Genomic DNA, 12643 nt, shown 5'->3' with positions numbered 1-12643 from the left:
GCCTCTTGGTGCTCCCAGGTCACGCATCACCCCGTCGGCATAGATGAACGGGTGGGTGACCCAGTCGTTGTCGGTGACCTCGGAATAACCGGCCACGTGCCCAGCCTCGTTGATGTCCACCGCTTCGCTGCTGCGGCCGCCGAGCGTGCCGAGCTTGGTGACCGTGCCGTTCTCGAACAGCGCCGCCTGGCCGGCCTGGTGCGGCGCGTCGTTGACGACGCCGACCGCTTGCTTGTGGTTGTTGATCGCGCGGGCATAGCCGTACCAGGCTTCGGGGGCCAGGTCGATGACACGGCCTTCGGTCCACATCATCGGGTGGGTGCCGTCGGTCATGCCAGGTGCTTCGCCGACGACGTCACCGGCATCATTGATGCCGAGTGCCGAGCTGGCCCCGTCGATGATCTGCGGCAATCGGCTCACCGTGCCGTCTGGTGCCCACGTGGCGGCGTAGTGAAAGCCAAAGGTCTTCTCGTAGACCACCTCGCCGGCGATCATGCGCGAGGCATTGATGGCGTTGCCGTACCACGCCTCTTTGTCGCCTGCCCCGTGCACGATTCGAACCTTGCCGCGCGGTGTGGCGATCCATGCGGACCGGTCGTGCTCGTCGAAGCCGACACGTGAGCTGCCGACGCTCGTGCCTTGGGCATTGATTGCTGAACACGACCCGCGCTCTGCCAAGGGTGTCACCTGATAGGTCGCAGCGTGCGCACCCAGGCACGAACCCAGCAGCAAAACGGCCGGCAGCAGAGACGTCGAACGCAATGGGATCATGGCTTCCCCTCCAAGTGTGTGGTGAGACAGCCTAACTGATTTGCGCAGTGGCTTACCCGTGGGGCGGCTGACTTCGCTTGGGCCGGCGTCACCGATCACCCCGCTTCATGCCCGCGCCGATGCAGTTCATCGCATCGAAGTGGTGTGCGGTGCGGTCGCTGTCTACATTGCACGCCCTTGGCATGCCGATCGAGAGGCGAGGCGATGGAGGGACAAGGACAAGGCGTTAGGGCCCAGGCCTGGACACGGCTGCGGGCGCTGGTCGGCGCGGGTATGGTTGCCTTGCTGACCGTGGTCACGGCGTCGGCGCAGCCCGCAGCCAAGCCTGCGATGAGCGCGGAAGATCTGTCGTCGTTCTTCGACGGCTACCTGCCGAATGAGCTGAAGCAGGCCGACATAGCCGGCGCCGCGGTGGTCGTGGTCAAGGATGGCCGTGTGCTGTTCCAGCGCGGCTACGGCTGGGCCGACCGAGCGGGGCAGTTGGCGGTCACCGCGGACACCACGCTGTTTCGCATCGGTTCGGTGTCGAAGTTGCTGACCTGGACCGCGGTGATGCGGCTGGTCGAGCAGGGCCAGCTGTCACTCGATGCGGATGTGCAGCAGTACCTGGACTTTCCGCTGCCGCCGTACCAGGGCCATCCGGTGACGCTGCGCCAGTTGATGACGCACACCGCAGGTTTCGAAGAGACCGTGCAGGGGATGTGGATGCAACCGGGCGAATCGGCTGGCCTGGGCGACTACCTGCGCACGCAATTGCCGCCCCGCATCTTCGCGGCGGGCAGCACGGCGGCCTACTCCAACTATGGCGCCACGCTCGCCGGCTACATCGTCGAGCGGCGCAGCGGCCAACCTTTTGCGGACCATCTGCAGCGCCAACTTCTGCAGCCGCTGGGCATGGCGCACACCAGCTTCGCGCAGCCTTTGCCGGCCGCTTTGGCGGCGGGCTTGTCGCAAGGCTACGACCTGGGCTCAGAGGCCGCGCAGCCTTTCGAGTGGCTGCGCGTGGCGCCGGCCGGCTCGGCGTCTGCCACGGTGGCCGACATGGGGCGATTCATGTTGGCGCATCTGGGCGGGGGCGAGGTATCGCCGGGTGACGCGGTACCAGCAGCGTTGTCGCCCACCTGGCTAGCGCGCATGCAGGCGCCGCAATGGCGGCTGCACCCGCAAGCCCCGGCGATGACGCTGGGCTTCTGGGAAGACGATGCCTTCGGCCCCCGGGTCATCAGCCATGGCGGCGACACCATGTGGTTCCACAGCGGTCTGTACCTGCTGCCCGAGCAGCGCGTGGGTGTGTTCTTCGTGCAGAACAGCGCTGGCAAGCGCGTGTTGCGCGACGCCTTGTTCCGCCGCTTCGTCGAGCGCTACATCGGCGGCCCGCCGGCCCTGGTAGCGGTGGCCGAAGCCCAAGACGACCAAGGCATCGAAGGCAGCTACATGAGCAGCCGACGTGCAGAGCACAGCCCCGGCAAGCTGGGGAGCCTGCTGTCGCAGGTGACGGTGGCGCGCGCACCCGACGGTCGATTGATGGTCAGCTCGGTGCGTGGCGAGAAAGACCAGCCGCTGCCGTTGCGGTCGGTGGGCAGCGGTGTGTGGCAGGCCGAGGGCAGCGACGACTCGCAGGCCGCGCCGAGGCGGGTCTACTTCCGCCGCAACGCCGAGGGCCGCTGGGAGATGGGCGGGCATGTTCCGGTGGCCGTGTGGCAGCAGGCGGCCTGGTACGAACGTGCCGGTGTGGTCGGTGGCACGTTGGCCGTGGCGCTGACAGTGAACCTGCTGACGCTGTTGGCCTGGCCAATCGGTGCGGTGCTGCGGCGTTTCCGCAGGCGGCTACAACCGCCGACCTTGGCTGCACAGGCGCTTGGGCGATTGGTGCGCTGGTCGGCGCTGTTCACGCTGCTGCCCTGGTTGGCGCTGCTGGGCGCGATGGGCTTGCTCATGGCGGATCCGTTGGCCGTGGGAGGAGCGACGTTCGGTCACACCTTGCGGGCGGTCCAAGGGCTGACGTGGCTGGCATTGGGCGCCACGTTGGTGTCAGCCGTCGTGCCTTGGCGGCAGGCAGTACAAGGCGTCGGCCGATGGCGGCGCTGGCACCACGGGTTGATCGTCGTGGCGGGCCTTGCTGCGATCGCAGTGGCTTGGCAGGGAGGCTTGTTGTGGTGGGCCGGCCGCTACTGAGCGTGCTCAGGTTCAGCTGTCTGTCACCACTTTGACACCGCGCACGGACGGCTCGAACCGGTAGCGCGTGCCGTTGGCCGGCTTCAGCGTCATGGCCTCGGCCTGGCCTGGCACGTTGACCGACAGCGCAGGCGTGTTGCACTGCTCGTGCGTGCGTGTCATGCCGGGCGGCAGCGCGTAGCGCTTGTCGTCGAGTTGGTAGTTCAGCGCCACGCGGCTGCGGTTGCTGAGCGAGAACTTCAGCAGCAGCGAGGAAGGTCGGCCGAACATCTGCACCGCGTAGTAGCGGCCGCTGCTGGGGCTGCGCGCCATGCCCACGCCGATGTCGGTTGCCTCGGGCGCCAGCAGGTTGTGGCGGTGGCCGGGCGAGTCGATCCAGCCCTGCACCATGCCCCGTGCCAGCTCCTCGGTTTCGAAGCCGAGCGAGCTGTACTGCATCGCGATGTTCTCGGCCACCATGCAGTAGCTGTAGCCCTGGGCTTGCGCACGCTGAGACGGCTCACGCCCATCGGCCTCGTGGCCGTAGTTGTCGGTACGGGCCATGTAGGCCGCAAAGGCTTGTGCTGCTGTGGTCAACGCCCGCTCAGGCGCCACCGGCGCCACCCCTTGTGATTGCCTGAACGCATTGCTGCGCTCGACCACCAGCCGCTCGACCTGCGTCAGCTGGGCTTGCCTCTCGGCGGCGTGGACGATCGGGGCGGCGACCCCCAGGCAGAGAGCCGAGCTGAACAGCAAAAGGGCGGTGGTGCGCATGGTCGACAACACAGAACAGATAAGCATCAACGGCAAACCTGGCTCCTGCGCTGACTAAGGATATGCCGCAATCTTCATTCACGCGGCCGGCGTCAGTCTCTACGCTTCGCGGCACTCGTCATAACAGGTTGCCACCGCATGAGACCGAAGACAGCCGAGCTGTTTCAGCTGCCGACCCCGCCATTGCCGCCGACCGCGCCGCACTTCACGTCGCCGGCGCCGACCGGGCCGTTGCATGCGCAGATCAAGCACCGTCTGCGCGCCGGCATCCTCGATGGCAGCTACGCGCCGCTGTCGCAGCTGCCGTCGGAAGCAGACCTGGGCGCAACCTTTGGCGTGAGCCGCATCACCGTGCGCCAGGCGCTGGGTGACCTGCAGAAAGAAGGGCTGATCTACACACTGCAAGGCAAAGGCAGCTTTGTCTCGCGGCCCAAGGCCTTCCAGAACGTCAGCCACCTGATGGGCTTTGCCGAATCGATGTCGGCGATGGGCTACGAGGTGCTCAACCAGCTGCTCGATCTGCGCTTCATTCCGGCCGAGCCGGATGTTGCCCAGCGCCTGCAGCTGGCCGCAGGTGAACCGGTGGCCGAAATCCGCCGCGTGCGCCTGCTCAACCGCGAACCGGTCTCGCTGGAAGTGACCTACGTGAGCGAAGCGCTGGGCCGCAAGCTGGCCCAGGCCGATCTGGTGACGCGCGACATCTTCCTGATCCTCGAGAACGAATGCGGCCTGCCGTTGGGCCATGCCGACCTGACGATTGACGCGACGCTGGCCGATGACGAGCTGGCCAGCGCGCTACGCGTGCGTGAGGGTGCGCCGGTGCTGCACATCGAGCGCCTGACGCACGACGCGCAGCAGCGGCCGGTTGACTACGAACACCTGTACTTCCGCGCCGACACCTTCCAGTACCGCCTGCGCGTCGATCGCCAGCGCCCCCAGGAGACCTGACCCGATGCAAACCCACGAACACGAATACGACGTCGTCGTCATCGGCGGCGGAACGGCCGGCCCGATGGCGGCGGTGAAGGCCAAGCAGGCCAACCCGGCGCTGCGCGTGCTGCTGCTGGAAAAAGCCAACGTCAAGCGCAGCGGCGCCATTTCGATGGGCATGGACGGCCTGAACAACGCCGTCATCCCTGGCCACGCCACGCCGGAGCAGTACGTGCGCGAGATCACCATCGCCAACGACGGCATCGTCAACCAGAAGACGGTGATGGCCTATGCCGCCAACAGCTTCGCGATGATCGAAGAGCTGGACCGCATGGGCGTCAAGTTCGAGAAGGACGAGACCGGCGACTTCGCGGTCAAGAAGGTCCACCACATGGGCAGTTATGTGCTGCCGATGCCGGAAGGCCATGACATCAAGAAGGTGCTGTACCGGCAGCTCAAGCGTACCCGGGTCGAGATCACCAACCGGCTGGTCGCGACGCGCCTGCTGATGGACAACGACGCCGCCGGCGGACCACGTGTGGCCGGCGTGATGGCCTTCGACTGCCGCACGGCGGACTTCCACGTCATTCGCGCGAAAACGGTGGTGCTGAGCTGCGGCGCCGCTGGCCGGTTGGGACTGCCGGCCTCGGGCTACCTGTTCGGCACCTACGAGAACCCGACCAACGCTGGCGACGGCTACTCGATGGCCTACCACGCGGGCGCCGAGTTGTCGGGCCTCGAATGCTTCCAGATCAACCCGTTGATCAAGGACTACAACGGCCCGGCCTGTGCCTACGTGACCGGCCCGTTCGGTGGCTACACCACCAACGCCGAGGGCCAACGCTTCATCGAGTGCGACTACTGGAGCGGCCAGATGATGTGGGAGTTCTTCCAGGAGCTGCAGGGCGGCAAGGGCCCGGTGTTCCTGAAGCTCGACCACCTGGCCGAAGAAACGATCTCGACGATCGAGACCATCCTGCACACCAACGAGCGGCCCAGCCGCGGTCGCTTTCACGCTGGGCGCGGCACCGACTATCGCGAGCGCATGGTCGAGATGCACATCTCGGAGATCGGCTTGTGCAGCGGCCACTCGGCTTCGGGCGTGTGGGTCGATGAGTACGCCCGCACCACGGTGGCTGGGCTGCATTCGGCCGGCGACATGGCCTGCGTGCCGCACAACTACATGCTTGGCGCCTTCGTCTACGGCCGGTTGGCGGCTGAGAGCTGCGTGCGCTACATCGAAGAAGGCAACGGCGACTTCGCACCGGTCGATGCCGAACAGGTCGAGCGCGAGCGCGCACGTGTCTGGGCGCCGCTGCAACGCGAGCACGGGCTACCGCCGAACCAGGTCGAATACAAGCTGCGCCGCATGGTCAACGACTATCTGCAGCCGCCCAAGGTGACGCGCAAGATGGAGATCGGGCTCGAACGCTTCGAAAGCATCCGCGACGACCTGGAGCAGATGAAGGCGCGCGAGCCGCACGAGCTGATGCGCGCGCTCGAAGTGCACGCGATTCGCGACTGTGCCGAGATGGCCGCGCGCGCGTCGCTCTACCGCACCGAAAGCCGCTGGGGCCTGTACCACGCGCGGGTCGACTACCCCGAGCGCAACGACGCGGAGTGGTTCTGCCACGCCCAGCTGAAGAAGGACGAGCAGGGACGGATGGTGAGCTTCAAGCGCGCGATCGAGCCCTACATCGTGCCGATCGCCGAGACCGAACGAAACGCCTACCGCCAACTGCGCATTGCCGCGCCGTTGCAAGAGCCATCCGAGCCGGTGGCTGCCTGAGGAACTGACCATGCAAACGACCACCACCATCCCGATCGCCCCGCTGGCGCTGCACCCGGCCACCGTGCCCGTCACGATCGACGCCGACAAGTGCATCGCCCACAAGGGCTGCACCGTCTGCGTCGACGTCTGCCCACTCGACGTGCTGGCCATCGACCTGGTCAAGGGCGCGGCCTACATGAAGTTCGACGAGTGCTGGTACTGCATGCCTTGCGAGAAGGACTGCCCCACCGGCGCCGTGCATGTCGACATCCCCTATCTGCTGCGTTAGACGAAGGCCCTGACCCATGAAGTACATCCGTCCCCTGCTGGCGCTGTTGCTGGCCACCACGTTCGGCGCCCATGCCGGTGAAACCATCCGCGTGGCCATCGGCACGCAAGACACGACCATCAACTGCGCGACCGGCGGCCTGCTGATCCGCGAGCTGAAGCTGCTGGACAAGTACCTGCCGCACGACGGCAAGTACAAGGACGTTCAGTACGACATCCAGTGGAAGAGTTTCACCTCCGGCGCGCCGCTGACTAACGAGATGGTGGCCGACAAGCTGGACCTCGGCTCGATGGCCGACTTCCCTGGCGCCAACAACGGCGCGGCGTTCCTGAAAGCGGGCAAGCAAAGCGTGTTCATCACCGTGCTGTCGGGCAGCACGCTGGGCAGCGGCAATGGCGTCGTCGTGCCGCGCGATTCGAAAGTCACGTCGCTGTCCGAGCTGAAGGGCCGCACGATCTCGGTGCCGTTCGCATCCACTGCCCACGGCATGCTGCTGCGCGCGGTGGCGGCGCAAGGCTGGGACCCGCAGAAGGACGTCAACATCACGACCCAGGCGCCGGAAGTGGCCGGCCCGGCGCTGCAGGCCGGCAAGATCGAGGCGCACGCCGACTTCGTGCCGTTCTCCGAGCTGTTCGAGCACCGCGGCATCGCGCGCAAGATCTTCGATGGCTCGCAGGCCAATGCGCCGACGTACCACGGCTCGCTGGTCAACGCCGAGTACGCGAAGAAGTACCCCGAGGTGGTGGTCGCCTTCCTGCGCGCCGCGCTGGAGGCCGATCGCCTGATGGCGGCCGAGCCCGAGAAGTACAGCGAGCTGATCGAGAAGGTCACCGGCATCGAGGCGGCGGTGAACTACCTGTACCACGGGCCGCTGGGGCTGCAGACACGTGACCTGAGCTGGAAGCCCGAATACCGCCAGGCGCTGAAGACTTCGATCGAGACGCTGAAGCTGCTGGGTCGCGAGTCGCCGCTGAATGCCGAGACCTTCATCGACGACCACTACATCCGCGAGGCGTTCAAGCAATCGGGTCTGAACTACGAAGCGCGGCTGGCCAACCGCGACAAGCTGCCACTGCAGGCCAACGATGCGCTGACTGGCAAGCCGATCACCGACATGCAGCGGGTGGCCGGCATCTGGGTCCAGGGTGAGCCGAAGGTGCGGCACTACGCCAGCATCGAGGCGGCCTTGGGTGAACTGCAGAAACTGGAGCGCTCGGGCAAGTCGGCCAAGGCGGTCTACGTGCACGATCTGATGCACCGTATCAAGCTGCTGGCGCCGACGACCTGGTATGCACTCGACGCCAAGGGCCAACTGAGTGCGTTCCTGCAAAAGGACGCGGCCGTGGCTTATGCGACCGCGAACAAGGGCAAGGTGCTGGACTTCGCCGGCGCGCAGGCGGCGGTTGGGGCCGGCGTCAAGGTCGCGGCGGGCTCATGAGCGCGCTCAGCACGACTGAGGAGGCGGCAGGGGCGCCAGGCGTCGATGCCGATCCTTCACCTCGCGACAGTGCCGCTGCCAACGCCTGGCAACGCCCGGCCTGGCAAGCCGGCTCGATCGTCGCCTGCCTGCTGCTGTGGCATTGGGCCGCGACGCTGCACCTGAACCTGGGCGTTATCACCTTCGCCAACGTGCCGCCGCCGGCCGAGGTGCTGGGTGCCGCATGGAGCTTGTTCCACTCGCCCAAGCTGTGGCCACACCTGTCCAGCAGCCTGTGGCGCGTCGGCGCGGGCTTCGGCCTCGCGGCGTTGCTCGGCATCGGGTCGGGTTTGTTGATCGGCCGCCTGCGCTGGGCGCGTGATGCGTTGCTGCCGCCGTTGGAAGTGCTGCGCCCGATCCCGGCGGTGGCATGGATCCCACTCGCGATCCTGATGTTCCCGTCGTCCGAAGGCAGCATGATCTTCATCACCTTCGTCGGTGCGCTGTTCCCGATCCTGCTCAACACCATCCACGGTGTCGAGGCGGTCGATGCGCGCCTGATCGCGTCGGCGCGCAGCCTCGGCACGCGACGCTGGCGTCTGTTCAGCGAAGTCATTGCGCCAGGCGCCGCACCCAGCATCGTGACCGGTCTGTCGATCGGCATGGGCACCTGCTGGTTCTGCCTCGTCACCGCCGAAATGATCGCCGGCCAGTACGGCATCGGCTACTACACCTGGGAGTCGTACACGGTGCAGAACTACCCCAGCATCATCGTCGGCATGCTGTTGATCGGCGCGCTCGGCATGGGCAGCAGTGCGCTGATCCAGTGGGCCGGTCGCCGGCTGATGCCGTGGTACCGGCCGCAACGGGGGACGCCATGACGGAAGCCACACAAGACGATTCGCTGCATGGCGCGCGGGTCCAGGTCGAGCATGTCAGCATCGCGCTCGGCCAGGGCGCGCAGCGCTTCGAGGTGCTGCACGATGTCAGCATCGATGCGGCACCCGGCGAGCTGGTCTGCCTGCTCGGGCCCTCGGGCTGCGGAAAGTCGACGCTGCTCGGCGCGCTGGCCGGTCACCTGCCGCCGGCGCGCGGTTCGCTGCGGCTCAATGGCGAGCCGATCGAAGGGCCGCACCCCGATCGTGGCCTGGTGTTCCAGCACCACACGCTGTTCCCGTGGAAGACGGTGCTGCAGAACGTGGCCTATGGCTTGAAGCTCAAGGGCATCGACCGCGCCGCGCGCGAAGCCGAAGCGCGCCAGATGATCGCGCAAGTCGGCCTGGCCGGCTTCGAGGGCCGCTACCCGCGCGAGCTGTCGGGCGGCATGCAGCAGCGGGTCGAGATTGCCCGCGTGCTGATCAACAAGCCGCGCGTGCTGCTGATGGACGAGCCCTTCGGTGCGCTCGATGCGTTGACCCGCGCCCACATGCAAGAGCTGTTGCTGGACCTGTGGAACCGGCTGCGCACGACCATCCTCTTCGTCACCCACGACATCGACGAGGCGCTGTTCCTGGCCGACCGCGTGTTGATCATCGGGCCGCGCCCCGGTCGCATCCTAGAAGAGCTGACGGTGCCGTTTCCCAGGCCCCGCCACACCGGTCAGTTGACCGAACCGGCGTTCGTCGCCTTGAAACGCCGCTGCCTGGCACTGCTGCGCCACGACGCGCCGGTGGAGCCGCCCGAGCGGCTGACGCCGTTGGGCTCGGCCCTGCACCCCTTGCCCCTGGCCTTGCCGCAATGGAACTTCGCCACCTGACGCCATGACTCTTTTGCTTCCTGAACTGCACCCCGACACGGCCCCCGAGACGGCGGCACTGCGACAACGCCTGTTGAGCACGGACCCCGGCGTGCGCCGCGTCGCGCTGCTGGCTTTTGCCGATGTCGAAGACGAAGTGCTGCTGCCGACGATCGCCAGTCTGCTGCGGCTGGACCCCGAGCCCGAGTTGCGTGCCGAGGCCGCGCGGGCGCTGGCTGGCTGGGACGACGCCGACGTGGTGGATGCGCTGGCCGACGCACTGCGCGATGAACCCGCTGTGCGCCAAGCCGCCGCGCAGGCGTTGACCGAGCTGAAAGACGGCGCTGCTGGCGCACGCCTGGTGCCGCATGCCAGTCACGCGGACAGCTTTGTCTGCGGTGCTGCGCTGCGGGCCTTGCGCGAGCTGCGTGTGCCAGCGGCGGCCGGGCCGGCGTTGGCGGCGCTGCGCCATGCCGACGCGGGCGTGCGCCGCGAGGCGGTGGGCGTGCTCGGCTGGCTCAAGCAAAGCGACGCGCTGGCGCCGCTGGCTGAATTGGCCGTTGGTGATGCGGACGCGGAAGTGCGCCGCGCGGCAGCTGGCGCCTTGGGGCTCGCGAGCCACGCTGACGCGCCGGCCGTGCTGCCGGCGTTGTGCAGCGCGCTGCGCGACGCCGCTTGGGCGGTGCGCGAGGAGGCAGCGACGACGCTGGGCAAGCTGGTCGCGGGCGAGGCAGCAGTGGGTGCGAGYGCGAGTGCGGCCAGTGGCGCGGCCCTGCGCGAGGCGATGGACGATCCCTACTGGCAGGTGCGGCTGCGCGCCGCGCGTTCGCTGGGCCGTCTGCGTGACAGTGCGGCGTTAGGCGTATTGACCGAAGCCTTGCTGCATCAGGCCGGCAACCTGCGCAAGGAGGCCGCGATTGCGCTCGGCGAGATCGGTGACTCGACAGCCGTRCCGGCGTTGCAAGCCGCCGAGGCCGACCCGGACCCGGAGGTGCGCAAAGCCGTGCGGCTGGCGTTGCAGCGCCTGGGGTCGCTGTGAGCGTCATCGAGACGGTGCCGCAGGCGGTCGAATGGGGGCCGCAGGGCTTGCGGCTGCACTGGGTGGACGGCGAGGTGCTGATCGAGGCCGCGCGTCTGCGCGCGGCGTGTCGATGTGCCGGCTGCAAGGCGGCGGCTTTGCAGGGCGAAATACAGCAGCCGCCGGCAGGCGTGAACCTGGCGGCGGCCGAACCGGTGGGGCAGTACGCGTTGAACCTGCGTTTCAGCGATGGCCACGAGCGGGGCATCTACCCCTGGGCCCTGCTGCGCGTGCTGGCCGCGGACTGAAATCCTGGGCCAGCGCGCTGCGCGCTTTTAGCCGCGCGGCAGGCGGGTCGAGTGCACGACGACGACCTGGGTCGGCGCGTTGTCGGCCTGGGCCATCAGCGCGTCGTCGTATTGGCGGTCGGCCAGCTGGCCCAGCATGGCGACCAGGCCCAGCGTCAGCACCAGGGCGAAACCGGCGGCCAGACGGCGGACGGCGGTCTCTTGGGCGGCGAAACGGGGGGTGGCGGCGGTCATGTGGGGCTCCTGCTAGGCCTTGCGGCGTTGTTGCGATGGGTGGACTGTAGGAAGTCCCCTTCGCCACCGCCATCGAGCTGCGACCGGCCGACGGCGCGAGCGGATGAACTGCGCCAAAAGCGGATGAACTGCGGGTCAACCCTGACTGAAACGTCCGGGTTGACCCTAGGTTTTGGGCTTTTCGGGGACCAAATCGGGCGCTTCGAGCTCCAGCGCGGTCAGCCACAGCCGGGTGTCGAACTCGAGCTGGTGGTAGGCCGGCTCCATGTGCGTGCACAGCGCGTAGAAGGCCTTGTCGTGCTCGCGCTCGCGCAGGTGCGCCAGTTCGTGCACGACGATCATCTGCAGAAAGTCGGCCGGCGCTTGCTTGAACAGGCTGGCGATGCGGATCTCGCGCTTGGCCTTCAGCTGAGTGCCCTGCACCCGCGAGACCATGGTGTGCGTGCCCAGCGCCTGCTGAAGGATCTTCAGCTTGTTGTCATACGCTACCTTGGACAGGGGCGGCGCGTTGCGCATGAAGCGGGTCTTCAGCGCGTTGACGTGCTCGTACAGCGCGCCGTCGGTGCGCACCGTGTGCATCTCGGGGTAGCGCTGTCGCAGCGTGTCGCCCAGGCGGCCTTCGTCGATCAGCCGCTGTGCCTGGGCCACCAGCGTGTGCGGATAACCGGCCAGGTACTTCAGCGGCCGCGGTGACAAAGGGAGTGGGGCAGGGACCGCGGTCATGCCGCGATTGTCCCTGCCCCGTCGGGCATGCTGCTCAGGCTGGCACGATCTCGACGCTCCACTTGTTCAGCGTGCCCACGTCGACCGGCGCCAGGTCGGCCACCCGCAGCGTCCAGTTGCCGGGGATCGGCTGCCCGGCCAGGCCGCTCAGGGGTGACAGCGGGGTCGCCGAGTCGAACGTGGCCTTCAGGTTGTCTTGCCCGCCACCGAGCTGGCCATGCAGCACTGTGCTGCGGCCGGTCGGCGAGATCAGCTCGATGCGCAGGTCGCCGATGTAGGTGTGGGTGATGTCGAGTGCGACTTTGATGCTGCGCACGCTGCCGGCCTGGGCCAGCGCGATGGTGCTGATCACGCCGGTCGGCGAGTTGTCAGGGATCCGCATGTCGGGCGCCACTTCGCCGCGCACCACGGCCGCTGCCGCGCTGTCGAGCTGCAGGCCCATGCCCCAGCGTTCGATGCGGCCGACGTCCTGGCCTTCGAGGTCGCGCACGTTCAGCACCCAGTCGCCTTGCACAGGCT

13 protein-coding genes and 1 pseudogene are annotated in these 12643 nt (G+C 67.5%); 9 read left to right on the top strand and 5 right to left on the bottom strand.

Translation table 11 applies throughout. The features are described from left to right. Positions 1–771, bottom strand: a pseudogene (locus tag AC1DYI_RS15020) (hypothetical protein); the annotation flags it as partial. A 273-nt stretch (positions 772–1044) separates the two neighbouring features. Between AC1DYI_RS15020 and AC1DYI_RS15015 the strand changes: the two are divergent. Next, the gene (locus AC1DYI_RS15015; RefSeq protein WP_477204929.1) at positions 1045–2946 is read left to right on the top strand and encodes a serine hydrolase domain-containing protein; all 1902 of its coding nucleotides are present in this window, start codon (positions 1045–1047) and stop codon (positions 2944–2946) included. Positions 2947–2958: 12 nt separating this feature from the next. Here the strand turns inward: AC1DYI_RS15015 and AC1DYI_RS15010 are convergent, their stop codons facing one another. Continuing rightward, a complete protein-coding gene (locus tag AC1DYI_RS15010) occupies positions 2959–3699 on the bottom strand; it encodes a CAP domain-containing protein (RefSeq protein WP_477204928.1) in 741 nt (246 codons plus the stop codon). A gap of 138 nt (positions 3700–3837) precedes the next feature. Here AC1DYI_RS15010 and AC1DYI_RS15005 point away from each other — a divergent pair, with 138 nt between their 5' ends. The 8 genes from AC1DYI_RS15005 to AC1DYI_RS14970 are packed head-to-tail and all read left to right on the top strand — an operon-like array spanning position 3838 to position 11167. Continuing rightward, positions 3838–4647, top strand: coding sequence for a GntR family transcriptional regulator (locus tag AC1DYI_RS15005; RefSeq protein WP_477204927.1), 810 nt, complete (start codon positions 3838–3840; stop codon positions 4645–4647). A gap of 4 nt (positions 4648–4651) precedes the next feature. Continuing rightward, positions 4652–6418, top strand: a complete 1767-nt coding sequence (locus tag AC1DYI_RS15000; RefSeq protein WP_477204926.1) for a fumarate reductase/succinate dehydrogenase flavoprotein subunit — start codon at positions 4652–4654, stop codon at positions 6416–6418. Positions 6419–6428: 10 nt separating this feature from the next. Further along, positions 6429–6689: a 4Fe-4S dicluster domain-containing protein gene (locus AC1DYI_RS14995; RefSeq protein ID WP_477204925.1), complete on the top strand. Its 261-nt coding sequence runs from the start codon at positions 6429–6431 to the stop codon at positions 6687–6689. 16 nt (positions 6690–6705) lie between these two features. After that, a complete protein-coding gene (locus AC1DYI_RS14990; RefSeq protein ID WP_477204924.1) occupies positions 6706–8127 on the top strand; it encodes an ABC transporter substrate-binding protein in 1422 nt (473 codons plus the stop codon). Then, positions 8124–8987 carry an ABC transporter permease gene (locus tag AC1DYI_RS14985; RefSeq protein WP_477204923.1) on the top strand — a complete coding sequence of 288 codons (864 nt, stop codon included), beginning with the start codon at positions 8124–8126 and terminating at the stop codon, positions 8985–8987. The genes AC1DYI_RS14990 and AC1DYI_RS14985 overlap by 4 nt, the downstream gene beginning before the upstream one ends. Further along, entirely contained in the window at positions 8984–9862 is an 879-nt protein-coding gene (locus AC1DYI_RS14980; protein ID WP_477204922.1) for an ABC transporter ATP-binding protein, read from the top strand. Before AC1DYI_RS14985 ends, AC1DYI_RS14980 begins: the two co-directional genes overlap by 4 nt. Before the next feature lie 4 nt (positions 9863–9866). After that, positions 9867–10880: a HEAT repeat domain-containing protein gene (locus AC1DYI_RS14975; RefSeq protein WP_477204921.1), complete on the top strand. Its 1014-nt coding sequence runs from the start codon at positions 9867–9869 to the stop codon at positions 10878–10880. Beyond that, on the top strand, positions 10877–11167 hold the full coding sequence (locus tag AC1DYI_RS14970; protein ID WP_477204920.1) for a DUF971 domain-containing protein: 291 nt from the start codon (positions 10877–10879) through the stop codon (positions 11165–11167). Before AC1DYI_RS14975 ends, AC1DYI_RS14970 begins: the two co-directional genes overlap by 4 nt. 27 nt (positions 11168–11194) lie before the next feature. Here the strand turns inward: AC1DYI_RS14970 and AC1DYI_RS14965 are convergent, their stop codons facing one another. The 3 genes from AC1DYI_RS14965 to AC1DYI_RS14955 all read right to left on the bottom strand — a co-directional run. Continuing rightward, on the bottom strand, positions 11195–11401 hold the full coding sequence (locus tag AC1DYI_RS14965; RefSeq protein ID WP_477204919.1) for a hypothetical protein: 207 nt from the start codon (positions 11399–11401) through the stop codon (positions 11195–11197). Positions 11402–11566: 165 nt separating this feature from the next. After that, complete coding sequence (locus AC1DYI_RS14960; RefSeq protein ID WP_477204918.1) at positions 11567–12124, bottom strand: YgjP-like metallopeptidase domain-containing protein; 558 nt, start codon at positions 12122–12124, stop codon at positions 11567–11569. Between the two features lie 34 nt (positions 12125–12158). Next, the coding region (locus tag AC1DYI_RS14955) for a proprotein convertase P-domain-containing protein (RefSeq protein WP_477204917.1) at positions 12159–12643 on the bottom strand (485 nt) is incomplete at its 5' end.

It is taken from the genome of Ideonella sp. P3_A4, from assembly GCF_056403075.1.
The sequence above is the reverse complement of the archived record's forward strand: the minus strand, read 5'-3'. Positions and strand labels throughout refer to the sequence as shown.

Bases quoted from the DNA above. Each gene is read 5' to 3' on its own strand.
- AC1DYI_RS14960 (WP_477204918.1), bottom strand. From the start codon at position 12,124: ATGACCGCGGTCCCTGCCCCACTCCCTTTGTCACCGCGGCCGCTGAAG.
- AC1DYI_RS15005 (WP_477204927.1), top strand. From the start codon at position 3,838: ATGAGACCGAAGACAGCCGAGCTGTTTCAGCTGCCGACCCCGCCATTG.
- AC1DYI_RS14990 (WP_477204924.1), top strand. From the start codon at position 6,706: ATGAAGTACATCCGTCCCCTGCTGGCGCTGTTGCTGGCCACCACGTTC.
- AC1DYI_RS14980 (WP_477204922.1), top strand. From the start codon at position 8,984: ATGACGGAAGCCACACAAGACGATTCGCTGCATGGCGCGCGGGTCCAG.
- AC1DYI_RS15010 (WP_477204928.1), bottom strand. From the start codon at position 3,699: ATGCGCACCACCGCCCTTTTGCTGTTCAGCTCGGCTCTCTGCCTGGGG.
- AC1DYI_RS14995 (WP_477204925.1), top strand. From the start codon at position 6,429: ATGCAAACGACCACCACCATCCCGATCGCCCCGCTGGCGCTGCACCCG.
- AC1DYI_RS15000 (WP_477204926.1), top strand. From the start codon at position 4,652: ATGCAAACCCACGAACACGAATACGACGTCGTCGTCATCGGCGGCGGA.
- AC1DYI_RS14985 (WP_477204923.1), top strand. From the start codon at position 8,124: ATGAGCGCGCTCAGCACGACTGAGGAGGCGGCAGGGGCGCCAGGCGTC.
- AC1DYI_RS14965 (WP_477204919.1), bottom strand. From the start codon at position 11,401: ATGACCGCCGCCACCCCCCGTTTCGCCGCCCAAGAGACCGCCGTCCGC.
- AC1DYI_RS15015 (WP_477204929.1), top strand. From the start codon at position 1,045: ATGGTTGCCTTGCTGACCGTGGTCACGGCGTCGGCGCAGCCCGCAGCC.